This window comes from Stieleria neptunia, assembly GCF_007754155.1.
GTDB lineage: Bacteria > Planctomycetota > Planctomycetia > Pirellulales > Pirellulaceae > Stieleria > Stieleria neptunia.
The window spans coordinates 864,354-890,881 of sequence record NZ_CP037423.1 but is presented as its reverse complement, the minus strand read 5'-3'; the positions used below and the strand labels follow the sequence as shown (position 1 = coordinate 890,881).

The following is a 26,528-nucleotide window of genomic DNA, read 5'->3' as shown; positions in this document are numbered from 1 at the left end:
GCGATCCGTGGCGTAAGCAACGCGCGAAAAATATGTGGGATAGGCTTCCAGCCTGTCGATGCTGAACTGACGAGCCTGGAAGCCTATCCCACTTCAAGAGATCCGACACTTATATCCCGCTCGTTGCCAAGCCTCTCCCACGACCCCCAACCGCACCCCTTCATGCACCAACCTCCGCCCCACCGATTTGCCATCCTGCTTTGCAGCCTTGTCCTGCTCGCCTGCGGTATCGCGCACGCCGCCGAACCTCAGGACGTGGCGCTGGACGACGATTCGGTCACGAAGCTGATCCAGCAATTCTGCATCGACTGTCACGGCCCCGACACCCAGGAAGGCGAACTGCGACTGGACACGCTGGCCCCGAACTTTACCGATTCGCAGACGGCGTCGAAATGGATCGAAGTGATGGACAACCTGAACCTGGGGGAAATGCCTCCGCAAGACGAACGTCAACCGCCCGACGCGTTGGTCGCCCAGGTCGTCGACTGGATCGGAAGCGAATTGAATCACGCGTCGACGCTTTCAAAAGGCACCGGCGGTCGTGAGCTGATGCGACGACTCAATCGCCGAGAGTACGCCAACATTGTCGGCGATCTGCTGGCGGTCGAGTTTCTGCCCGGCGAAGGTCCGCAAGAGTTGCTGCCGCCCGACGGAACGATGAACGGGTTCGACACGGTCAGCAAAGCATTGTTGTTGGATCCTTCGTTGATGGATAAATATTTCGAAGTCGCGGCGATGGTCGCAAACAAGGCGGTGATCACCGGTCCGCCGCCGGTTCCGACACGTCGCAATCGGATGCAGTATGAGGACAGTACCGGGGGCATCGAGTACATCAAGCGTGCACGCGATACGATCACCACCGAGAATGGCATCATCACGATGAATCAGGGGATGCGCAGCGACGAAGCCTTGCGGCATCCCTGGAACGATCAATTGATTCCGATTCGCGGCAGGTACCGTTTGCGGGTCCGCTTGGGGGCTGACCCGCGCGATCGCGAGGCGCTTTACATACGCATCAAACGCAGTGGTGACGGTGACCTGTATTTCGGCAAGGTGCCCGGAACGCTGGACCGCCCCGAAGTGATCGAAATCGAACGCGCCTTCGATGTCCCCGGCGGCAATGAGATCGGCATCGACTTCGTCGACGCGCCGAAGTTTGGACGGGTCAATTATCACTTCTCGGACATACGGCGATCGGCGTTGGCTGCGACCGAAGCGGGGAACGCAAGCCTGGCGGGGCGATTGCAGGCACAGCTGGGCGCCCAGGGTTTTCCCAATCAAGGGCGGATCGAGCCGGACACGCGAACGACCGACCATTTGCCCCGGATCCTGTTCGACTGGATCGAGCTTGAAGGGCCGCTGTACGACCAGTGGCCGCCGAAAAGCACCGAACGGATCTTTCATCGCGGTTTGGACGAATCGGAATTCGGGGAATCCTACGCCCGCGAGATCTTTGCCCGGCTGCTGCCACGGGCGTTTCGGCGCAACGTCAGCGCGGCGGAGGTTGACCGAATCGTTGGTGTGGTTCGTAGCGAACTGCAATACGGCGAATCCTTTCCCGATGCGATCCAGTCCGGGATTGTCGCGATGCTGTGCAGCCCTTCGTTCTTATTGATCCGCGAAGCCGAGACATCGATCAGGAGCGATGCTCCGGCGATCAACGATGGCCAAGCCGATGGCGACGAACTCAACGACGACGAACTCGCCTTTCGTTTGAGCCGGTTCTTGTGGAGCACCATTCCAGACGACGCACTGCGTCAGGCCGCGGCGTCGCAGACCTTGACCAACACGGACGTGCTACGACGACAGGTCCGGCGGATGTTGAAACACGAAAAAGCCGACGCGTTGGTCGAGGGGTTTGCACGTCAATGGTTGAAGGCGGATGAGTTTGATCGATTTGCGATCGACCAAAACCTGTATCGCGAATTCTATCGCGCCGAGAACGCCGGTTTGAACGAAGCGATCAACGCCGAACCGATCGAGTTCTTTCGCGAGATCATGCGCAGCGGCGGCAGCTTGCTGGATTTCTTGGACAGCGACTGGACGATGGCCAACGAGACACTCGCCCGCTACTACGGGATTCCCGGCGTGACGGGCGACGCGTTGGTTCGTGTTGAGTTTCCGCAACCGTCGGTTCGCGGCGGGCTTTCCACCATGGCGGCATTGCACAAATGGGGCAGCGATGGCAATCGGACAAAACCCGTCGAACGTGGCAAATACATTTTGGATGTCCTGTTCAACGATCCGCCCAAGCCGCCGCCGCCCAACGTCGGCGAAGTTGAGCCGAACGTCAAAGGCGAATTGCTGACGGTGCGGCAGCGTTTGGACCAACATCGCACGATCGCCGCCTGTGCCCATTGCCATCGCTCGATCGACCCCTACGGTCTGGGGCTGGAAAACTTTAGCGTCACCGGCAAGTGGCGGACCAAGCAAGACGGCGAACGTCCCTGGTGGCCCGACCACGCGGTGATTGATGCCAGTGGTACGCTACCCGATGGAACTCGGTTTACAACGATCAACGACTACCGGGCGGCCCTGCGTGCCCAAAGCGATCGGTTCCTGCGGGGCTTTGCCGAGAAGATGTTGACTTACGCACTTGGCCGCATCATCGAACCGAGCGATCACGCTACAATCGACGGACTGGTCGATCGAATGAAATCCAACGGACACAGCCTGCACAGTCTGGTCGAAGGAATTGTGCTTTCGGATGCCTTTTTAAAGAAGTAGAACCATGAGCAAAATCAACGCCCCCCAACTCGGTCGACGAACGCTACTGCGAGGTACCGGTGGCGCGATGGCATTGCCGCTGCTGGAAGCAATGCTGCCCAAATCAACCGCCGCCGGTGGGGAAAACATCGCATCCGCATTACCCAAGCGGATCGGGCTGTTCTATTTCGGCACGGGCATGAACATGCGTCAGTTGGAGCCCAAGGATGAGGGGCGCGACTACACGTTGTCGCCGACGTTGAAGGTGCTGGCCGAACACAAAGGCGACTTCACCTTCATCTCGGGAACGTATTTGGAACACGGCGGCGGCCACCAGGGTGATTACACGTTTTCAACCGGCGTGAAAGCTAAAGACGGAAGCTCGATCAACAACTCCGTCTCGATGGATCAAATCGCGGCCGAGCAACTCGGACGCGCGACGCGGTTCCCCTCGCTGCAACTGTGTGTCCAACGCGGCACCGGTTTCGGCGGGAACCTCCGCACGCTCTCCTGGAACCGTGATGGTGTTCCACTGGCGTCCGAAAATGACCCACACGTCTTGTTCAATCGTCTGTTTCAAGTCGACGGCCCCGAAGAAACCGAACTGCGGAAAAAAGGATTCCGTCAACGGCGAAGCATCTTGGACCTCGTCATGGAAGATGCGAAACGGATGGAGCGTACCGTCGGCAAACGTGATCGCGTCAAGTTGGACGAATACTTCAGCAGTGTTCGCGAAGTGGAAAAACAACTGGAACGTGACATCGATTGGAACGTGAAACCCAAGCCGGAGGTCGACACCCGCGGCATGAGTGATTTTTCGGAAAGCTTTACCGTCAACATGCCCGCCGGCCAGTTCGTTTACGAAAAATACGCGCGAATGATGTACGACTTGATCGCGTTGGCCTACGAGACCGATTCCTCACGCGTGATCAGCTATGTGGTCCGCCAAGAAAGCTCGGGCGGGACGTTTCCCGAGTTCGGTGTGTCGAAAGGGTTCCACGAATTGACGCACCATGGCAACGATCCCAAAAACCTGGCCGAACTGGCCAAGGTGGACCGGATCTATCTGTCGCACTGGGATTATTTCATCCGTCGGCTGAAGTCCTTTGAGCAACCCGACGGCTCGAGTTTGCTCGATCACACGCTGTTGGGTTTCTCCAGCGGGATGGGGATCGGTCATTCCAAAGACCGCTTGCCGACCTGCCTGTTCGGCGGCAAAGCGGCCGGCGTGGCGCACCAGGGACACCTTCGATTGCCCGAGAAGACGCCGCTGTCACGCGTCTGGCACACCATGCTGGATCGGGCCGGCGTCGACCCCGGCGAGCCCTTCCAAGACTCCAGCGGAGTCATCGAACAGCTGATCAAAGTGGGGTAAGCATCTTGCTTGCCGTGCGCAGTGGGGTAAGCTTCCAGCTTGCCACCCCGCAAGCTTCAGCTTGCGACGTGCAGTGGGGGAAAGCTTTCAGCTTTCCCGGAACGCAAGCTAGAAGCTTACGCCACTTTGCGAGCGTGCAGTGGGTAAGCTTCCAGCTTGCCACCCCGCAAGCTTTAGCTTGCGACGTGTAGCGGGGGAAAGCTTTCAGCTTTCCCGGAACGCAAGCTAGAAGCTTACGCCACTTTGCGAGCGGGAAGCTTAGGTTCGTTTCGGGATGGCTTGTCCGGGTTGCAGCCGAAGTTGCGTTCGGATGCTCGCCGACGACCACGCGTACGATTCGGGGGATCGGGCTAAGCCGGCTTTCACCGGATTCCTTTCGATGTAACGGATGATCCGCAACGTTTCGGATTCATCTCGTGCCCAGTGGTCAAAGGTTTCATGCTGCCAATACACCCCCTTCGATCCGCGGATACGGTTGCACATCGTCGCGGTGTAACTTTGAATGCTATGCGAGATGATTTCGCGTGGCGTTCGGAACCTTCCGGAATGCTCCCGTTCGCGTTTCACCGCCAAGGCTGACCACTGAGTGTTTGGTAGAAACAGCCAATGATGGTGGCTGGGCATCACCACGAACGCAAGCAACGCGTACCGCTCGTCGGCAAAGTTCATGAAAGCGTCCCGGACGATCTTTGCTTGTGCATCGTCGGCGAGAGACTCAACAGGGGAGTGGCCGTCGAGTAAGTTGTCGACAAAACCGAAAAGTAATCGCTGTTTCAGGTGCTCCCAGTCTGCAAGACTCATCTCACGGGGTTTGGGACGGTTTTCGAGTTCATGCCGATACGCGTCGATACGTGAAAACCCGCTGGCAGAGAGACTCCCTTCAAGACATGCCGTGATGAAGACCGGATGCCCTTCGACGTCCTGATGGGGAAGACGACGCCGACGAAAAACCACCTCTGGCATGCTGAACCCTCCAACAGGAATCTTTTCAGCATCCGATGCTGAATCGTTGGGGAAGCATTTTGCTTGCCGCTGCTTGAGGCAAACGATTGTCAAACACTTGCGGTTTCGTGCAAGCTGAGATTATGTTCAGCTTGCCGTGTGCAGTGGGGTAAGCTTCCAGCTTGCCACCCCCGCAAGCTTCAGCTTGCGATGTGTAGGGGGGAAGCTGAAAGCTTCCCGGAGCGCAAGCTGGAAGCTTACGCCACTTTGCGAGTGTGCAGTGGGGTAAGCTTCCAGCTTGCCACCCCCGCAAGCTTCAGCTTGCGGCGTGTAGCGGGGGAAGCTGAAAGCTTCCCGGAGCGCAAGCTAGAAGCTTACGCCACTTGGAAGCATGCAGTGGGGTAAGCTTCCAGCTTGCCACCCCCGCAAGCTTCAGCTTGCGGCGTGTAGCGGGGGAAGCTGAAAGCTTCCCGGAGCGCAAGCTGGAAGCTTACGCCACTTTAGAAGCTTATGCCACGGTTAATGCCCGTTGCTCATTAGCCACGCGAACAGGTCTTGGATTTGTTGCTGGCTCAGGCTGTCGAGCAGACCATCGGGCATCAGGGACTTGGAGGTCAATTGGATCGTTTCGATCGTGTCCGTCGGGAGTTCAACGGTCTCGGTTGCGGTTTGAATCGTGGTGGATGAATCCGTTTGACGCACCACCGAACCAACCATCACGCGTCCGTCGGTGGTCAACAGGTTGGACAGACGGAAATCGGCCGGGACGGCGGCGCTGGGGTCGATGATGTTGGAAACCAGATAGTGCAGGTCGCGTCGGTTCGCGCCGGTCAATTCGGGTCCGACCGATTTGCCGTCGCCGAACAGCTTGTGGCACGACGCACAGGTCTTCTGGAATAGCTCCCGGCCGCGCGAAAGACTGGCCGTTGCAATCCGCGACGGATCCAAACGCTTTTCCAGGTCTTTGATTTGATGCACGCGTTCGGCCGGCGAACGCCGCAGCGTTCCCCAGACTTGGTGAAGTCGCCCTTGCAACGCCTTGTCGCCCAACGCATCAATCTGTCGCGATTGCCCGGCCGAAAGTTCGGCCGCTGCGATCGTCTTGCTTTCGATCGCGCTCAGCAACCGCGCTGCGCTGCGGCGACGAGCGACCAGATAATCCAGCGCGGCAACCCGTTCGTTCGGTTCCAGTTCGCCGAAGCGACTGAGCACCGTCTCCGCCAGTTTTCGGTCATCGGTCTTCGTCGCCGCACGCAATGCCGCAGTGGTCAAACGCGACGACACAATCAATCGTTCCAAGTCGCGGGCAAATCCGGCTGGATTGCGCCGGGCCAAGCCATCGAGGGCGGCTTGCCGTGTCGTACGATCTGTCTCGGCTGCATGCAGTTGTTGCCGAACACGTCGCAGTCCGGACTCGCCTCCCGTGACCGCCGCCGCACGTACAGCTGCCACACGGACTCGACGATCGTCATGTTCGATCAACGTTTCAATCACGTTTCCGACGCTTTCCGAATACTCATCCCGCGATTTTACCGAGACGCTGTCATTGAACCCTTCAAGAAGATCGGCGATGACGTCCGCTCGCGTGGTGTGCGCCAGGTGATCCAAAAGCAAGCTGGCGGACCGAGTCGAGTCGCTACCGATTCGTCGCGCCATCCAGCGGCGAATTTTCTGCGGAAACGACTCCACGGCGTCGAGGGCACGATCGGAGTTCGCGACGATGACGGGTTCGATCGCATACCAAATCATGCGTTCCAAGTTCGGTTCCGTCGCGCCGTCGTCTTTTGTTGCCAGCTCAACGGCGATCGCCCAGCGTTGTTTTATATCGATGCGTTGAAGCGCAGACGCCAATGCCATGCGGACGAGCCAGGACGTTTCGGTTTCCGCCATCTCGGCAAAACGAGCTAAATACGTTGCACGTGAAAGCGTCGCATCGTCCACCAATAGCCTGACCGCCCAACAACGCACGTGTTCATTGTCATGCGAAAGCAGTTCAGAAAGCCAGTGATCATCGATACCGCCGCTGGAGTGCAAGGCCCACAAGGCGCGAAGCTTGCGAGTGTCGTCGGGATGGCGGTGAAAGATGTCGCGCAGTGCGGCATGCGCTTCGGACAAATCATCTCCGTCGGCGTCTCGCTCTTGCAGAATCCGACGCGCATGACGGACGAACCAGTCATTGGCATGCAGCTGGAACGCGACGAGTTGCTTGTCGGTGGCTTGGCCCAAGTCGACGTCGACACGAATTGGTTTTCCCCAAGTGATTTTGTAGATCCGTCCGCTGGTACGGTGGACGCCGTCCCGGTCATGGCATTCTCCGTTGTCCGACCAGTCTGTCACGTAGACGTCTCCGTCGGGGCCGTACTCCATCGAGACGGCTCGAAACCACGGATCCCGGGCGACCAAAAAATCATCGGCATGCACGCCGCGAAACGGTCCGTCGTCGCGGACAAGTCGGTCGCGATTGATTCGCCTGCCGTGAATGTTGCTGGTCAACAAGGATCCACGATACGATTGCGGCCATCGGTCGCCGAGATAGATCATCGCGTCGCAGTGTGAATGGCCGCCGCCGAAGTCCAACGTCGATGCGTTGTGCTGATCGACCGCTTTCGCCGACGACCAATGAAGGTGATCGCTGGTCGCCGTCATCGTTTCATAAACGTGGGGGTTGGGATGCACGCCGCGGTCCTTCCAGCGTTGGTAGTGGGCTCCGGGAACAAGGTGCCAAAGGTGTTCCACCACACTGGTCGTCAAAAAACCTTGACCGTGGTCATTAAAATCCAGCCCCCACGGGTTGATCGTTCCGTCGGCCACGACTTCGAATCGGTGGTCGGTCGGATGGTAACGCCAGATCGAACAACTCAATTCGACGCGCTCTTCGATCGCATCGCCCGGCCGACCGACGCGCGACGGTTGTTTGATCCCGTGGCGGCCGTACAGCCAACCGTCGGGCCCCCATGTCAGCCCGTTGACGCTGTTGTGTTCCGCCTTGAGTGACCATCCGTCGAGGTGCACGACCGCTTCGCCATCGGGAACGTCGTCGTGGTCTGCGTCGGGCAAGAACGCCAAGTGCGGCGGCGCGGTGATCCAAACGCCACCGAACCCGAGTTCCAGTCCGGTCAAATGGGTCAGCCCCTCGCAGAACACCTTGCGCCAGTCCAGCACGCCATCGCCGTTGGTGTCTTCAAAAATCAGAATCCGGTCGTGGGGCTGGTCGGTGAACGTGCTGCCGTCGTACGAATAACTTTCGGCGACCCAGAGTCGACCGCGATCATCGAACGTGATCGCGATCGGTTGGCGGACCTCGGGCTCGGCAGCCGCCAAAGTGATTTGAAAACCATCCGGCACACGCAGTCGCGAAATCGCTTCGGCGGGAGCAAGCGGATGCTGGCCGGCCGCTTGCGTGTTGCGAGGCGTGAATTCCTGAGCACCGGCCTGGACGCAGGACAAGAGCAGCGCCAAAGTGGCGTAAGCTTCCAGCTTGCGAATCCAAAGTCCAAACGCAAGCTGGAAGCTTACGCCACGGAGGAAGCGGAGGCCATGTTGGGGATGGCTTGTCCGGGTTGGAGACGAAGTTGTTTTCGAATGTGTGCTGACGACCAAGGGTAGGCTTCGGGTGATGGGGCAAGATGATGGGGGCAAAACGATGATGGTGGCAGAATGATGATGGTGGCAGAATGATATCCTGCTACGGCGAGTCGGGTGGGCTATGCCGTCGGGACACCCCCGGAGTCAAGGGTCGTGCAGTTTTCGAATTCACCCTCCTGGCAGGAGGGTCGAGAGGAGCGAGGGGAGGTTGAACGGTGAATCGCCGCTTAACTTTAACAACGACGGACGTGGTCCGAATGCCATGGGAGTGGATGGTTTCGGCCAACGGCCGTTGACATCCCTAGCCTTGAACATCGCCCTGCGGATGCCCCAATTTCTGAAGAGCAAATCCGCCAGCGGATCAGGTTGAACCCCGAGAGGGGTTGAAGCCATTAGCCGGTGGTCGCGTTAGCGCACCACCGGAAGACGTTTCCGGCGGTTTTCGCTCCGCTCGACCGCCGGCTACTCGCTGCCATCCCATCCGGGATGCAGAGAACGAGAGGAATTGGCCAACGGCCATCAACAAATGCTAGGGATATGCATGCCCGTTGGGCAAAAGCCGACTTGTGTAGACACCAATGCCCAGGGAAGAGTGATGAAAACTTTGTGATATCAACAACTTAAAATTGCACGACCTCGTCATTAGAAGGTACATCGATCGCTCGTTAGATGGGTTTCGCAAGCTGGAAGCTTACGCCACTTTGGGGCGGAGAATTCCCAGCGTTTCAAACAACGGTGCCAAACGCCGATAGCACAGCTCGGCTGTTTCGATCGGTTCATAGTCGAGTTTTCGATGGACGTGTGAACTGACTTCGACGTTGACGAATCCGGAATAGCCGGCGTGTTTCAAAACCGTCAACAACTCGCGGTAGTCGGTCTCGCCATCGCCGGGTAGCAAGTACTCGTGCTTTGCGGGCGTGCCACGACTGTCTTTGACTTGGACGTAAGCCGTGATCGGCAGCAATTGTTTTAAGCTCGCGGCCAACGATAGGCCTTCCAGGTAGAAATGGCTGTAGTCGTACACGACTTTCAGCCACGGGCTGTCGACTTGGTGATGTACCCACAACGCCCGCTCGGGCGTGTGAACCGCGTGCGACGCATGGGGCTTAAAACAGACCACCGTTTCGCTTACCCGTCCGACCTCGGCCCAATCGGACAATTGATCCACCAGCCGCCCCTTCGTCTGTTCCCACCGATCCGTCTTGCCGGCGACGATCGACTGAACCACCGGCGGAGATTCCGGGGCAAGGTCATGCGCCAGTTCCGTCGCCCGTTTGAGCCGCTCAAGGTTTTCGGCGTGTTGCTGATCCGTCCGCAAACAAGGCAGACTCTCTAACAACGACGGTACCGACAGTTTCAGATCACGAAGCTGCTGACGAATCTCGGCCCGGTCGCGTTGGTTCAATAACGCTGGTTCGGTAGGCCAACCATTCATCAACGCCAATTCTATTCCGTCGTACCCGATCTCCGCACAGACCCTGATCGCCTCAGCCGTCTCCAGAGTTTTCATGCCATACGTGCCAAACCCAAATCCGATCGTCGGCGTGGATTCACGGTCCTCTGCGATCAGTCGGTTGGCAACGAAGGGTAACGCCAACGAGGCCAAAGCAGTTCTCCGATTGATTTCAAACATAGTCGGTGATCAAAGTGGGGTAAGCTTCCAGCTTGCCAAAACGCAAGCCAACGGCTTGGCGTGCGGCAGTGGGGTAAGCTTCCAGCTTGCCGCTTCTCAAGCCAACGGCTTGGCGTGCGGCAGGGGGCAAGCTAAAGCTTGCCAAAACGCAAGCCAACGGCTTGGCGTGCGGCAGGGGGCAAGCTAAAGCTTTCCAAAACGCAAGCTGGAAGCTTACGCCACGCTAGAAGCTTACGCCACGCGGCACGTGTCGGTGTTGCTTTCAAAGCCTCCGCAGGAAGTTCAGTCCGAACCTGCCATAATCTTGGCCGTCGACGTCGCCATCGCCGTCGGAATCCAGATCGGAATTGTAATCGTTCTCCCCGCTGGACGAAAGAAAACTTAATCCGAATCGGCCGTAGTCTTGGCCATCAACATCACGGTCTCCGTCGGTGTCGCCGAACAATCGAAAAAAGAGATCACTCGGCGTGTCTCCAAATTCTTGGTCGCGAAACAGTTGTTGTCCGTTACTCGATTGAACTTGCCCGGCAAAAATCTCCAAGCGATAGTTTCCGTCGGCCAGTGAATTCCCGATTCCGCCACGGGCAATCGTCGAGACCCCATCAAACGTCAATGTCGCGATCGTTTGATTCCCTTGGTCCGCCGCAGCAACGTGAACGCTGCCGACCACCAACCCAGTAGAAAGGTTCGTCAATTGGAACGCCATTTGAAGCTGATCGTGATCGACCAACGCATCGAACGCGACCGTCAATGACGTGACTTGAGATCGCGGCGCCGATCCGTCATTGATCGCCACAGCCGGGACGATCTCACGGGCCAGGATCGCGGCCGAGGCGACAACGACATCGGGGATCACTTCCGCGCCCGGGTCGGCCAGTTGCAGACTGTTTGCGATCGCGCCACTGGTGATGATTTTCGCAACCTCGGCCGCTGCCTCGATCGACGCTGTCGCATCGACCTGCAAGTCGATCGTGAACAAGACGGCACGCTCACCGGTTTGCAGTTGCAGTCCGGGCCCCACCCCGGCCGAGGCCGCCACGCCGTAAGCATTGGGAGATTCAAGTGCTGTCACGAATTCTGAATCATACGACGGATTGCGGTGAAAGGCATCCTGATCGCCCGAGAAAGTGATTCCCGGAACATCGATCAACAACGGAGCACTGAAGCCGGTAATCGTGACCGGTCCCCCGACGGCTTCGACCAAAAACTCCATGGCGTACATACCAGGACCCGTGAATTCTTCGACCACTCCGCTGAGTTCGATCCGCGGCCCCGGCGGAGCGAGCAATGCACCGCGCACAAAGTTTGGCGGCTCGATCACTTGGATGCCTGATCCGACGAACTGCAGTGCTGCCGCGTCGACGCCTTCGGTGACCTGGGTCACGACTTCGATGATCGACGAGACATTGAGCGCCGCGGAAACATCGACATCAATGCTGAACAGCACTTCCGGTTGCCCCTCCAAGAGTAACAGGCCGTCGCCGCCACTCGATGACGCGACGCCGAAATGATTGGCCTGGCTCAGCGGCGCGACGAAGTGATTGCTGAAGGCCGGGTTGCGAGTGAAGTCGGCGACCGTTCCCCCGAACGTGACTTCGGGGACCGGAAAACGGAGCGGCAGATTGAAACCAGTGATCGTCTGGTCGCCGCCGATGGCCGTGATCGTAAAATCAAAGGTGTAGCTGCCCGCACCGCTAAACAATTGACGCTGGCCCACCAAATCCAGCACCACCGTGGCAGCCTCGGTCGATTCACCCGCTGCTTGAACCCCCGCAGTCGATGTCGCGATCAGGTTAATGACAAACAGAGCATCGCGAGGGCTGATACTCCCATCACGATTGACGTCAAATCTCCAATCCGTCACAGCGGCGACCTGGATCGCAAGTCGATTGATCACGTTCAACGCGTCCAGCGGCGAGACCCCATCAATGCCGTTGACATCCGAGGGATTGGTGATCGTCGCTTTCGCTCGCTGCAGTGCCTCGGCGTCGGTCAATCCCGGGTCCACAGCGTCCGTCATGCCCGGGACATCGAGCTGCGTGCCGAAGTTGGCTTCCAATCCGGCGAGATCTTCGATCGTGATGCCGTCGCTGCCGTCATGGTCGACATACTCGGGGACGCCCGTCGTCTCGCCGTACCAATACACCAAGGTAGCCAGATCTCGCAGGTCGACGCTGTTGTTCCCGTCCCAGTCGCCACGGAAAACAAAGAACCGATTTTGATCATCGCCTGCCAACGTGAATGCCGAACCGCTGGTGATCTCCGCCGACAAATCCAATTGGTACCGACCGTCGGCCAATTGATTCGCGTCGAGCAAAATGGAGATCACGGTCCCCGTCGTATCGAGCGACACTTGTTCGGAACGTAGTTCAACTTCGGTGTCGGGATCCGCATCCCGGACACCGAGATGCGTCAACGTGATGGAACCGCTGGGGATTCCCGTGATCGGCGTCTGCAGCTCGATCACGATGTCGCGGATCTGGCTCCGTTGCGTATTCCACGATGTGGGCTGAATCCCCCGCGGCACGTCGGCGGGATCGACCGCCAGCGAGTTCAGGGAAACACTCGGCGGAGCGACCCCGACGATCTGCGCCGCCGACTCAATCGAGACGTTCTGAATTGTTTCGAGCGCCGCGTTGTTAAACTGCAGTGCCGCCGCGTAGGGGCCGTCGCTGATGATGCTGACGACGTCGGCTGCCGAAACCAGGTTCACACTGGGATCAACGACGAGGTCGATCGTGAACAGAATTTCGCTTTGTCCGGCATCGAGTTGCAGCCCAGGCCCGGTGGATCCCGCCACACCGAATACGGTGGGAGTTCCCAACGACGTGACGAATTCGAGATTGAAGGCCGCGTTGGGCGAGAACGCGGAATCCAGTCCTGAAAACGTGATCCCCGGCACGTCAATCAACAGCGGCGCGTTGAAGCCTGCGATCGTGACCGCTTCGCCCACCGCTTCGACATAGAAGTCCAATTGGTAGGTTCCCGGCCCGGTGAATGTTTCCATTTCGCCAAACAGTTTCAACCCCGGTGCCGCAGATTCACCTTCCGCATCGATCGACATCAGCCGGCTCGCGCCGGCGCCCACGTCCTGGCTTGTAGCGGCTGCGCCCGGTTCCGGCGGCAGGAACGTAAACTGCCGATTGTTGGCCAATCCGACGTCATTGGAAAGAACTCCTCCGGAGGCGTCGATATCGCGGCGAGGGTCATAGCCGACATTGCCGGCAAACTTGAATTGGCCTTGATTTACCATCAACACGTCGAGGGCGAGTACGCTTCCATTCCCCTCGACGTCACCCGGCAGCACATTGAAGTGGAACACAAAATTCCCTCCGGCGGCCAAATCTCCGGAAGTGGTGGAAACGCCGTCGATCCAATCGCCGTTGAGTGGATTGCCGGCGGCATCGACGATCGAATCCTCGATGCCGAGTGTGATGCGATCCGGCCCAAAGTCGGCGGCTCCGGCCAGGTTGATCGTTAGCAGATAGGGCCCATCGCCACCGCCGCCGGAGTAACTGGTCGTGATGCCAAAACCAGCCGCAGCTTCGTAGTCGGCCACGTTGACGCCGTTCAAGGTCAGGTCCGCTGCATCGACCATGCCGCCGGTCGCGTTTTGCACGTCTTCGCTGAACTCGACGTCGATCGTATCGATGTTGTGCCACGGCAACGCCCGCAATTGATCCGCCCCCGGCAGCGAGACGCCGCGCAAGTCCACCGGGTCGACGGCGGACTTGAAAGAAGACATCCAACCGGAACCCGAAACTTGAACATTCTTTACGACTGGAGGCACGACGTCGCCGGTCGGTGTGACGATGAAGTTCAGGTCGCTGATCGTGTTCAATCCATCGAGTGCGACCCGGTGTCCACCATCGACGAGCGTGTTCAGTAAGACGTTCACCGTCGCGGTCGATTTCGGGATTGCGATGATATCGATCGTGCCTGCTCCGTTGGGGCCAGACGTATCGTTATCGAAATTGGCCAGCACGATCGGCGCACGCTCAAAGATGGACGCTTGCGCGACGCCGAAACTTTCCAGTGGCTCAAACTTCACGACCAGCGGGTTGGCTGTCGTGTCGGTGATGTTGCGGAACACGGCGACACCGCCGTCAGACAGTCGGGTCGCCACGATATCCAAGTCACCGTCGTTGTCGATGTCGGCGACATCCATGCTGTCGACGCCTTTTTCACCGGTGCCGATCGGGTGTGCCGTTTCGCGAATAATCGTGCCGTCGGCGCGACCGGCGACGATCGAAAGCGTGTTTTGGCTGACGTTTGCGACGGCCAGATCCGCCAGTCCATCGCCGTTGAAATCACCGCTGACCATCTCCAACGGGCCACCTTCGACGGGCTCTCGATGCGATTCGGCAAACACGTTTGCTCCGTTACCGGTGAACAACGTCACGTCTCCGAAGGGAGAATTGGGGAACGTCGGAGACTTGTGAAGCACGGCAAGATCCAGATTGCCGTCGTTGTTAAAGTCATCCGAGACGATCGACACCGGGTCGTCGCCGGGAACGGTTACTGCGGCTTGAGCCGCAAACGTGCCGGTTCCGTCGTTGAGCAATAGTTGAAATGTTTCGTCGATCTTTGCGTACACCGGCGGCGAGGCTTGAGCCAGCGTGAATGTCCCGAAGTTCAGGACGGCCAAATCGACCGAGCCGTTTTTGTCAAAGTCGCCCGATGTCAAACTGATCGGTGCTGTCCCGACCGGCACCGAGCGACGCGTCAAGAAGTCCTGCGAATGGTTGTCGTAGTCCAGCAGGATCAGCACGTTCCCCGCGGACTGACCAACCACCGCGACATCCAGCTTGCCCGCAGCATCATGATTGAACTGACCGACGACCATCTCCAGCGGAAGCGACGTGCCGGGCAGCGCCTGGGTCTGCCCCAGCGGGATGTTGATATCGCTGGCCGCGAACCCGCCGTTCTGATCGTTCAAACGAATGGCCAGTAGATTGCCATCGCTGAGCAACACGGCGAGATCGTCAAAGCCGTCGCGGTTGAAATCCGCACTGGTCGCTTCGCTCGGCGTATCAAACGCGACAATTCCAGCGAACAGATCGAACGATTGTTGGTCAAAGGCATTCCCAAGCGGAGTCGTTTGTACGAAGTCTCCGTTCAATTCCGTTCGCAGCGAAACGATTCGCGACCCAAGTCCGTCGAGCATGAATGTACCGTCCGCAGCGGTATCCACGATCGGTTCATCGGCGCCGGCGGTATGATTGCGATCGTTGTTGGCGTCCAGGTAAATCGGCGTGTTGGCCAACGGGACGTCGACGCCGGTATCGAACAGACCGTTGCCATTCGTATCCTCAAACAATCGACCGCTGACAGAGGAAGCACTGGACTGTCCGGAACCCTCCACTGGGCGGAACGCGAAGTCGCGATCGGTGATCGCACCGTCGGGAGGCAGGAAGATGTCCCAAGAGAAGTCTTCGTTTGCACTGGGGGCAACTTGTTCATACCCGGCGATCGAGATCACGGCCAAGGTATACGAGAGGTAGGCCTCAAGCTCAGGGAACTCGTACCGGCCATCGGTACCGGTGATCGTGGAGGGCTCATCCTGATCGAGTTGTCGATTCTGGTTGAGGTCGAGAAAGACGGTTGCCTCAACCCCCAGAAACTCCCCGGGGTCGTAAACTTCGTTGGAGATAAGATCGTCGGCAAACACTCTGCCGCTGATCGACCCGGGATCGGGAACGAGGCCGAAATCCAACCCCGTCAATACGTCACCGGCCCGAAGATTTCTCGTCAGGCCAGGTTCGGCAATCGGATTGGCGGCGACGGCAATGTTCTTAAACGCATTGAAATTTCCCGGCACCAGAATGTCATCGGCAGTTTCGAACGAAACGAAACGAGCGTCGGGACTAAGTGAGAGAAAGTATGGCTCGGCGAAAAGTTCTAAATCTGTTCCTGATGTATAGATGAGTTCGAAGACCATGTCTGATCGATCATAAACATAGATTCGCGACGAGAAATCGAGCGAAGCGTCGTCAATATCGAATTCTAAAACCTCCGATTGGAACGCAATGTAGCGTCCGTCGGCACTTAGTGCAGGATGGTAGCTTCCAGTGTAGCCTTCGCCGAGTCGTTGTCCGATTTCGACTCGTTCGATCAACCCGGTGGCCTGATCGTAAACGAAGATATCAGACGTTTCATTGTCGTCGCCTGGCACCAAATCACTCGCGTCAGACGTGAATGTGATGAACCTGCCGTCTCCGCTGATCGAGACGTGTTCACTGTCGTCGTTTGCTTCATTGCCGGTATTGTCAACGCCGACACGTTGGACTTCATCCGCCAACCGGTCGTAAACAAAAATGTCATCGCGGCCATTTGTGTCCCCCGCCACAAGATTGTCCGCGGTCGATTCGTACGCTACGAAACGTCCGTCGGCACTCAACGAAGGCCATCCGCTACGAGCATTCCCCTCGGCGCCAGTCGTGCTCACGCTGACTCGCTCAATTTCGCTGTCAATTCGGTCATAAACAAAGACGTCACCCACGCCGTTGCTGTCCCCCGAAACCAGGTTGTCGGCGTGTGAGTAAAACGAAATGTATCGTCCGTCGGCAGCGATCGAGGGATTGCTGCTAAACGAATCGCCTTCTAAACCTGAATCGTCAACGCTGACACGCTCGACTGTTTTGGTTGATCGGTCGTAAACAAAGATGTCAGAAGTGTCGTTGGTGTCTGCCGGCACGAGGTTGTTGGCATCCGACTCAAACGCGACGTACCGACCATCGTGGCTGATGGACGGGGAGGTGCTGCTCGCGTTCCCCTCTGCTCCAGAGTTATTCAGGCTGACCCGTTCGATCGTTCCATTCAATCGGTCAAAGACAAAAATATCCGAAGCACTATTGGTGTCTCCAGCGACCAGGTTGTCAGCGTCGGAAACGAAGGCCGTGTAGAGTCCGTTATTGCTTGTCGAAGAGGTCGTACTGTCAGCGTTGCCCAGAATACTTCCGCTTCGCGCCAAAGCCAAAGGTGGTGTATGGACAGACCATCCGGTGGTTTCTTGAACGATAAAGTCGATCGTGCCGGGATTCAGTCCTGACAGGCTCAAACCGCCTGCTTCCAACGGTGGCGACAGGTTCTGGTCACTCTCACCGCTGGTTGTCGTTAGGTTTGTGCTCCCGTTTGCATGGATTGAGATGCCATCGATCCCCGGTTCGTCAAGATCGAATCGGCCATTGCGATTGCGATCAAAGTACACCGTTCCTTCGACCGACGCTGTGCCCGCCTCGACCGCGCCAAAGTCCGAATGGCCACGGACTTGTCGCAGTTGATCTCGACTGCCGTCTGCGGAGGAATCTGCCGAGTCGACTGCCGGGTTGTCGGCCAGTAAGGGGTGCACTGGAGGCAGGGTTCCACGACGTGTCAGGGGCGCGATCCGATTGGATTCCGATGTCGTCGACAAAACATTCTGCGCCGCTCCCGGCAAAGCACATGCATCGAAGTCGCTGATGACTTGATTGGCGGCAAACAACGATTCACTGATTGTGACTTCGCCGGCCACCGAATGGTTGACCTCGGAATTTGACGTGTAGGCGATCGTCGAGTGAATCACGTCAATCTTCGATGGCGATGGACGATAGGTCACCGACGTGACGGTTCGCGTGTCTCGATCGAATACGAAGACGTCCTCCGTGCTGGTGCCACTGTCGCCGGGCGCAAGATTGCTGGCTTTTGACTGAAACGTCACAAAACGTCCGTCGGCACTGATTGACGGATCGTCGCTCCAGTCGTTTCCATCCACCGCAGCATCGTTGACGCTGACCCGTTCAACGGTCGACGTCGATCGGTCGTACACGTAGATGTGCACGCCGAATTCGTCCCGAGGCAACAGCGTTGACGATGATGATGCAAACGTGACAAAGCGACCGTCACCGCTAATTGTTGGTGTTCTTGCGCCATACTCCGCTTCTTCGCCCGTTTCACTTACGCTGACTCGCTCCATCGCATCGAGCAGCCGATCATAAACGAATATGTCATCCCGTTCATTGGTGTCGCCGGCGACAAGGTTCGTCGCTGCGGACTCGAACGTCACAAATCGTCCGTCATCGCTGATGTCGGGAAGTTCGCTTTTTCCATTTGCTTCGACTCCGGCGCCATCCACGTTGACCCGTTCGATGGTCTGTGTTGAGCGGTCATAGACAAAGATGTCAATCACCCCATTGGAATCTGCCGGGACAAGGTTCGTGGCAGCCGATTCAAAGGCAACGTAGCGGCCATCGGCGCTGATCGACGGTTTACTGCTCCAACTGTCTCCCGCCTCTCCCGCAGCGGAGACGCTGACTAGTTCAAGTGTTCCTGTGAAACGATCAAGGACATAAATGCCTCCAAACGGGTTATCCTCTCCCCGAATCAATCCTTCTGCATTGGACGAAAATGCGACGAAACGGCCATCAGCACTGAGTGACGAATAGTTGCTTTCGCCGTCCGCCTCGCCCCCGGATGCCGTCACGCTGATGCGTTCAATCAATTTCGTCGATCGGTCAAAAAGATAGACGTCGGAAAACTCATTGTTGTCATTCGAAATCAAGTTGTCCGCTTCCGAAGAAAACGAAACGTAGCGGCCATCATCACTAACATCAGCAAAGAAATCATCCAGAACGCCGAAGCCAAAATCGAACCCCGCATGGTTGTTGTCAGTGATCCGTTCGGTGATTCCGGTCGAGCGGTCATAGACGAATAGGTCCTTCAGTTGGTTCGTATCGCCGGGGACCAAATTGTCTGCATCCGACTCGAAAACGACAATGTTTCCATCACCGCTGATCACGGGGTCTGTCGCATCCGAAAGGTTGTAAAAACCGTTGGCGATCGCCCCCAGGCCGCCGGCGTTTGCCGAAAAAGTCGAGTTGCTGACGGAAATGTCATTCGACGAAAGCGAATACAGTCCACCGCCCTGGTTATCGTCCATGGTGCTGCGTTCGACAAATCCGGACGCCTCACCGCTGACGAACAACGCCCCTCCACGATCCGCCTGGTTCTCGGTCAGCCACGATTCGGTGAGCGTCACATGCCCCTCCCAGGCTGCGATTCCACCGCCGTAGGTTGGCGATAATCCAGGCGCTTGATTGTCGCTTACCGTCACTTGGTACAGATCCAGATTCCCGATCGAAAGGATTCCGCCGCCGTCCTGACCGGCCGGTGAGATGCCTGCTTGGACCTTCAACCGTGCAAGGTCGAGAGTTGCACCGGAGTGAACTTTGAAAACTCGATCCAGTCCTTGGGCATCGATAATCGTCTCGTCGTTGTTGTCCCCAATGATCGTTACGTGTCCTGCGACGTCAAAATCTCCGGAGTCGGCATCGGACCAGCCGCCGGGATTGTAGATGCCGAGCCCATCAAGCGACGCACCGAACGAGGATGCCGGGTCAACGGTCGATGGGAGAGCGATGGTGTAGGTCCCGGGATCGAGAATGATGGTCCGCTCGGCGGGGGACGCCGCATTGGCAGCCAGGATCGCTCCGCGTAGCGAACCGCTCTCCAGTGAATCAGAGTACGAGTCGACGTAGATCACTGACGGGTCATCGTCGATACGAACATTGAACGCCCCGATCACACGCGTTTCGATCGGAACTCCGGTCGCTGCTGCTTTCACACTGTCCGCGGACGTTGAAATCAGGTAATCGCCATAGTCCAGGCTGTCCCATCGGGGAGTAAAGTCAAGCGTCCAATCTTGCAGTGATCCGCCATCTGCATCCGCAGCATCTTCGATCTCAAGCGTCCATGTGCCTAAGATGCCAGAGGAAATCAGTGGCGTGAGACTCTGTTCCGGTTTGAACGTCCCGGTAAAGGGTTCAGAGCCGTTGGCGATCGACGTCGCCGCAGAATCGTCGAAGACCGTGTCGATAAAATGATCGGACGCATCTCCACGATGGGAAACGAGTATCGCCCGCGCACCGCTTGGGGCGATCAATGTGATGGTGAGGTCACCGACGTAGGTGTGTTCGACATTGATCGAAACGGCGATGGCGGACGGGATGTCCAAAATGTCGTCGATGTGAATCGACGATGTCACCGTGTTCGGGGGGCCGTCGTCAATCACGACAGACGAGGAATTTGTGAACGTGCCGCCGCCGGGGGCCTGCATCACGTAAGTCGCTTGAACGCCGCTCGGAGTTACCGTTTTCGAGCCCGGTTTGAGCGTGACCGGGAGATCGACTTGCGGCCCCCATTGGCGGGCCACGATGATGTCGTCGTCACCGATGCTGTCGAGATCGATCCCGTCGCGGTGGCTGTATTGGACTGTAAACTCCGTCGTGGCCCCGCCCGTCGTCGTGATGTTCTGCTTGGAAATCAACCGAGCCGAGGGTGCGAACACATCTGCATTGGTTGCCTTGGCGGAATTCAACCGGCCGCCGCTGGAAAGCAGCACGTTTTCACTTGTGAACGGATCAACCGATGCTTCATTCAGCATCGCGGCGCGGACCTCTTTCAACGAGGCCTGTGGAAATGCTGACCAAATCAGTGCCGCGGTTCCCGCGACGTGCGGCGCCGCCATGCTGGTTCCGTTGGCGGTTCCGTAGCCGCCGTCCTTGAGCGTGCTGCGGATGCCGGTTCCTGGCGCGGCAATGTCGACCGAGTGATTTCCATAGTTCGAGAACGTCGCCAGTCGGCCATCGGGCGTCGCTGCCGCAACTGCGATCACGTTGTCAGAATCATAGCTGGCCGGAAAAAACGGCGTCTGGTCGTTGTTAATTCCGTTGCCGAAGATGTCACCGTTGCCTGCCGCGGCGACAAACAGGATGCCTTCGTCACCAAGCTGATTGATCGCTGTTTCAAACGCCGGTTCGTAGCCGCCCGGTTGCCCCCAGCTGTTGTTGAGCACGCGGACGTCGGCGCCTTGGACGGTGCGGTTGTCGTCGTCGACGGAATGTCGCTGGCGCATCATCCGGGCATAGTTGACCGCGCGCAAACCCGCTCCCGCGTCGCTGCGATTGTTGTTGTCAAGAATTCGCAGCGACATCATTGACGTCTGCCAGTTGACCCCCACCACACCGATCGCGTTATTACCGACCGCGCCGATGGTTCCTGCGACGTGTGTGCCGTGACTAAGCTGGTCGTCGGGCTGGTTGGCGGCAAAGGGGTCGCCTCCGCCGCTGCGGAAATTGACGCCAAAGAAATCGTCGAAGAAGCCATTCAGATCTGTATCGCGACCGTCCGACCATTTTCGATCCGCGAGCAAATCCAACGCATCGATCCGGCCATTCACATCGCTCCGGTCCCCGGCCAAGTCACGAACATAGGCTGCGTTGGCTCCGATGGCATAGGGTGTCGCGGAAGTCAACTCTGCGGCCGTCGCCAAATCTCCCGAGACGAGATTGCCGCCACCGTCGAGTACAACGGTGGACGCGACATAGATCGTTCCATCGATCACCTGCAAATTGTTCAGATCATAAAACGTGATCAATCCGTCACCATCAACATCGACTAGATCGTCCCTAAAGCTCGCCGGGATTTCGCCCTGGTTCAACCAGATGTTCAGATACAGATCGGGATGATCCAGATCGATCCCCGAATCGACCACGCCGATGACCGTTTGCATGTCCCCGATCGATTCGTCCCAGGCGGCCTCCGCACCAATTGTGGTCAACCCGCCGAGCAAACCGGCAGCAAAATCCGATTCGTTCGGCGCGGTCGCTTGCCCCGTGATGAGCGAGTTCAGGCCGAATGATTGCACCGAACCGTTGCGTCCCAAATTCAATTCAATGTCGGCCGCGGAGACGCCTTCGCCACGGACCAGGATCAGGCCTTCGGAGCCGAGCCCGGCGATGATGGTGAAGTCGTTTGTGGCATCGTCCAAGATCTCGTCGGCCGATTGCAGCACACGTATCTTTCTCGCGGCTGACTCTGTCAATTGGACGATCCATTCACCGGCGGCGAGTTCGCGTGGACCTTGGAATCCGTCGGGGTACATCGGATCGACTTCGGCCAGCGACTCGAACTCGATTCGCGAAACATCGTCAAAGGATTCGAACCAGCTGATCGGCGCCGGGGGCACGGCTGACTGCGGCGACAGATCTGGTGCGAGGTCGATGTCGCCGGCGAGCAAGTGGCGTGATTCGAGTTGCTCTAGCTGCAGTCTCAGCCGGTGCCGTTTTCCGCTTGCCAGTTTGGACGTTGATCGTAAGGATCGACAACGTTTCTCGTTTGAATTGGATTTGGGGTACGAGATTCCCATGGCCAGTTTGCTTTCCCGGTCAAGTGATGGTTGGTTGTGGCGACTCGCGCACAGTAACCAACGACTCCGGCCGGGTGGCCAGTCGCTCCCCCTAGGAACCTGCGGCTCTGCAGATCATAGAAGAAACCAAGTTTCGGTGTAGTAAGGGGTGGACTATTTTTCAGTATTTTGTGGGATTCGCCGCGTCGGTGCGAAGATTTGGTGAACCACGATTCGGCGCCGGGGACGCGACTGGTTTGGTGGCATGCGTTGGTGCCTGGCCTTGAGGGACCGTCCAGCTAAGACCGACGGCCCGGAAGGGCCGTCGTACTCGGAGCAGCTTAGAAAAGACGCGGAACGCGACAATTACAGACGATCTCGCCGTTCGAGTGAGATGTGGTTGGCGAATCATTGTACGACGTCCTTTCTAGGTCGTCGTGGAGAGACGTGCAGACGACGGCCCGGAAGGGCCATCGTACTGGAGGATCGCAAGCTGGAAGCTTACGCCACATCTTGATTACTCCCAATCACATCGCCGCGTATAATCGCCAACGCGGGCGGTACAAATGGGATCCTCCTAGCAAGCTGGAAGCTTACTCCACTTTTGACATGACAGATTCTTCGAAGCAATATTCGATCGATTCCATCTGCGATGAATTCGAATCCCACTGGGCATCTGATCGACGACCACAGCTGGAGGAATTTCTTGATCGAGTGCCAGCCGCTCTGCGTGCCGAACTGCTGACGGAATTGTTGCAGGTCGAACTCTGGCGGCGGCATCAAGAATCCTCTGGACCCGATCAGGACCACTACAAAAACCGGTTCCCCGATTTGGTCGATGCGGTCGACGCAGGGTTTCGTGCCTTCCATTCCAAGTCCGAGGCAACGATCGACGGCGTCGCGGAAATCGATGTTCAGCATCCGCCGGCTGACCCGCTCTTGACCGTGGACCCGCTGGAGACGTTTGATCCCGAATTGACCACCGACCCTCTCGGGGCGAACACTCCGACGGAAGGCGAGGGGCCGACAAAGGCCGTCGCGGGGACAGGTGGTCAGCGCGGATCCTCCACGATTCGCTCCGGAAATGGTGGGACCGGGAAAGCCGCCCCGAAACACGCCAATGATCCCAACACGCGGTACCGTCCGACTGAAATGCACGCGCGCGGCGGCTTAGGCGCGGTGTTCCGTGCCCGCGACCAAGAACTCAACCGCGTCGTTGCCCTCAAAGAAATCCTTCCCGAACACTCCGATAAACTCCGCTATCAGGAGAAATTCATCTTCGAAGCGGAGGTGACGGGGGCGCTCGAGCATCCCGGGATCGTTCCGGTTTACGGCCTCGGTCGGTACAGCGACGAACAACCGTATTATGCGATGCGGTTCATTCACGGCCGTTCGTTTCGCGAACTGATTCGTGAGTTTCACAAGCGCCACCAACCGCCGACGAGCGCGAGCTTCTTTTCCCGTGAGTTTCGGTCCCTGTTGAGGCGACTGATCGAAACCTGCAACGCGATTCATTTCGCGCACGAACACGGCGTGATCCACCGCGACATCAAGCCCGCCAATGTCATGCTGGGTGACTACGGTGAAACCCTGGTCGTCGACTGGGGATTGGCCAAGTTGTTTGATCCCCAGCACGCGTCCGTTGAGGAGTACGACCAGCCGACAAAAATCGACGTGCAAGGGAGTGGATCGTCGAAAACGGTCCACGGCACCGTCGTCGGGACGCCGATGTACATGAGCCCCGAACAAGCCTACGGGAAAATCGATCATTTGGACGGCCGGACGGATATCTACAGCTTGGGCGCCGTGTTGTTCCATTTGGTCACGGGGGAAAATCCGATCGACGGCAGGACGTCGGTCGACATCATCGTCAACGTTCGCCAGGGAAAGACGCGATCCGTGCGTGATGTGACGAAGTCGGCACCCGCTGCGCTCGCATCGATCTGTCACAAGTCGATGGCGATGGATCCGTCACAACGTTACACGACGGCGATTGCGTTGGCCGATGACATTGATCGTTGGCTGAACGATGAAGCCGTGTTGGCCCACGTGCCCCACGAAAACGTACTTGACCGCGCTGGTCGACTGATTCGCCGTTACCGTAGCTGGACGATCTCGGGGGCCATGGCGTTGCTGATGATCACCGCCATCTCCGTCGTCGCGGGGCTGCTGGTGAATCAAGCCCGCAAACAAGAACAGCTTGCCAAGGAACAAGAACGCTTGGCCAAGGTCGACGCCGTCGAGTTCAAACAGGATGCGGTTGAACGTTACCGCGAATCGAGAAATGCGATCGATACGTGGCTGGTGCAAAGTACCGATGCGCTAGAATTTTTTCCCGGGACAAGTGCGGTGCGGAAGCGATTGCTCGAGCGCGCCGTTGAAGACTACGAGCGTCTGGCACAACGCGAAAGCCGCGACCCCCAACTGACGCTCGAACGCGGGCGGGCGATCGTCAGGGTTGGCGATCTGACGCTGATGCAGCAAGATTTCCAAGCGGCGGAAAAGCACTACGCCGCCGCGATGCAGATTTTCCGCGACGCCCCAGACGACGACAATCTCTCCGTGCCATTTCAATCGGAACACGCCAACGTGCGAATCCGAATCGGCAACGCTTATGCCGAGCAAAAGAAAATACCCGAAGCCGAGCAACAGTTTCAGGCGGCGATCGAGCAACTGGTCGGGCTCATCGATCCCAACCAAGATCCGTTGTCAAACCGATTGCCGAGACGATTGTTGGCGACGGCGTATGTGAATGCCGGGAAGTTGTTCGTTGGCCTGGATTCGGAGCGTGCCATCGAGTACCTCACCGATGGATTGGACCAATACGACCTTCTTGGCGATGCAGCCGATGAAACGACCCAGCTCGGTCGGGCCACGGCACGGGATCTGCTCGGTCAGGTCTATCGCGATGCGGGCGATCACGATCAGGCGATGGTTTTCTTTGACCAAAGCGCGGACGCATTGCAGCAACTTGTCGACGCCCAACCCGATCATCCCAATTATCTCAATGCGCTCGCGTCGGTCTACGTTTCCAAAGCCGCAAGTTTTCGCACCCGCGGCCTGGACGCGGCCATGTTTGAATCGTTGTCACAGGCGATCGACTTCTATCGGGCGCTGCGAAATTCGCTTCCCGATCTACCCCGTTACGCTCTGAACCTGGCCATCGCACAGACCGCCCTGGGACTGGCCCAGCATGAAGCTGCGAGCAATCGGGAAGCCGAATTGACGTTGACCGAAGCGTTCACGTTGCTTGACGAGTTGGTCACCACCTACGGCCAGTCGTCGCGAATCCTCGAGGCGTTGGCCAGTTGCCAGGACGCTCGGGGCCAGGTCTTTTTGGACTTGCACGAAGATCCCGGCGACGCGTTGAGAACTGCGCAAGATATCCTGTTGCTACTCAGCCAGTCGGCGACATCCGACGACGAAGTGATACGCTTGTTCGAACAACTGGCGATCGCTCAAAGCCATTTGGCTCAAGCCTATCAGCGGCTGGATCAAACGGAGCTTTCGAGGCAAAAGTTCGACGAAGCGATCAAGAGGCTGGAGTCGCTGATCGGGATTCAAGGCGAGGTTCCCAGGCTCGTCAATGCACTTGCCCATACACATTATCGTGCCGGTTTGATGCTCGCCGATCAAAATGATCTCGACGCCGAGTCACAGTTCGGAATCGCCCGAGACCTTTGGATCGGCATCGATGGTGAAGGGACTGCGAGCGATGCCGACAGTCTGGCGTGGTTGCTGGCGACATGCCCCACGGATTCCATCACTGATCCTGCTGAGGCGCGCCGCTATGCCAAACAGGCCGTGAAACTCGCTCCGGAAAACCCGCGGTATCTCACGACGCTTGCCTTGGCGGCCGCGCTTGAGGGAGAAGCCGATGCAGCGATCAAATCGCTGCAGAGATGCAAGACGCTCCGCGGACACTGGGTGGATCGAGATCTTTACGTGCTCGCGATGGCTGAACAACTGGCCGGCAACACGGACAAAGCGAAGCAAGCTTTCGACGATGCAGAGACGTGGCGAATGGAACATCAACCGTTTGAACCAGAGATCCTTCGACTGCGGCAGATCGTACGTGCGGGGATGGAAGACTAGGCGGACTTTGACGATCGGTCGCATTGATT

General features: G+C 58.0%; 7 protein-coding genes. 3 read left to right on the top strand and 4 right to left on the bottom strand.

The window, feature by feature from the left end:
- Positions 1-162: 162 nt before the first annotated feature.
- Together Enr13x_RS03095 and Enr13x_RS03090 are read left to right on the top strand one after the other, a co-directional pair.
- Positions 163-2,727 (top strand): DUF1592 domain-containing protein, encoded by a 2,565-nt coding sequence (locus tag Enr13x_RS03095; RefSeq protein WP_145384642.1) that lies wholly within the window; start codon positions 163-165, stop codon positions 2,725-2,727.
- Between the two features lie 4 nt (positions 2,728-2,731).
- Entirely contained in the window at positions 2,732-4,081 is a 1,350-nt protein-coding gene (locus Enr13x_RS03090; protein ID WP_145384641.1) for a DUF1552 domain-containing protein, read from the top strand.
- 258 nt (positions 4,082-4,339) lie between these two features.
- Here the strand turns inward: Enr13x_RS03090 and Enr13x_RS03085 are convergent, their stop codons facing one another.
- The 4 genes from Enr13x_RS03085 to Enr13x_RS03070 all read right to left on the bottom strand — a co-directional run bounded on the left by Enr13x_RS03085 (position 4,340) and on the right by Enr13x_RS03070 (position 22,425).
- A complete protein-coding gene (locus Enr13x_RS03085) occupies positions 4,340-5,044 on the bottom strand; it encodes a hypothetical protein (protein WP_145384640.1) in 705 nt (234 codons plus the stop codon).
- 498 nt (positions 5,045-5,542) lie between these two features.
- Positions 5,543-8,482, bottom strand: a complete 2,940-nt coding sequence (locus Enr13x_RS03080) for a PVC-type heme-binding CxxCH protein (RefSeq protein WP_145384639.1) — start codon at positions 8,480-8,482, stop codon at positions 5,543-5,545.
- Between the two features lie 817 nt (positions 8,483-9,299).
- A complete protein-coding gene (locus Enr13x_RS03075) occupies positions 9,300-10,241 on the bottom strand; it encodes a sugar phosphate isomerase/epimerase family protein (RefSeq protein ID WP_145384638.1) in 942 nt (313 codons plus the stop codon).
- A 262-nt stretch (positions 10,242-10,503) separates the two neighbouring features.
- The gene (locus Enr13x_RS03070; protein ID WP_145384637.1) at positions 10,504-22,425 is read right to left on the bottom strand and encodes a S8 family serine peptidase; all 11,922 of its coding nucleotides are present in this window, start codon (positions 22,423-22,425) and stop codon (positions 10,504-10,506) included.
- A gap of 588 nt (positions 22,426-23,013) precedes the next feature.
- Between Enr13x_RS03070 and Enr13x_RS03065 the strand changes: the two genes are divergently transcribed.
- Positions 23,014-26,499, top strand: a complete 3,486-nt coding sequence (locus tag Enr13x_RS03065; RefSeq protein WP_145384636.1) for a serine/threonine-protein kinase — start codon at positions 23,014-23,016, stop codon at positions 26,497-26,499.
- Positions 26,500-26,528 lie beyond the last annotated feature (29 nt).

Coding starts and splice junctions, on each gene's coding strand:
- Enr13x_RS03075 (WP_145384638.1), bottom strand. CDS start 10,241: ATGTTTGAAATCAATCGGAGAACTGCTTTGGCCTCGTTGGCGTTACCC.
- Enr13x_RS03070 (WP_145384637.1), bottom strand. CDS start 22,425: ATGGGAATCTCGTACCCCAAATCCAATTCAAACGAGAAACGTTGTCGA.
- Enr13x_RS03095 (WP_145384642.1), top strand. CDS start 163: ATGCACCAACCTCCGCCCCACCGATTTGCCATCCTGCTTTGCAGCCTT.
- Enr13x_RS03085 (WP_145384640.1), bottom strand. CDS start 5,044: ATGCCAGAGGTGGTTTTTCGTCGGCGTCGTCTTCCCCATCAGGACGTC.
- Enr13x_RS03065 (WP_145384636.1), top strand. CDS start 23,014: ATGACAGATTCTTCGAAGCAATATTCGATCGATTCCATCTGCGATGAA.
- Enr13x_RS03090 (WP_145384641.1), top strand. CDS start 2,732: ATGAGCAAAATCAACGCCCCCCAACTCGGTCGACGAACGCTACTGCGA.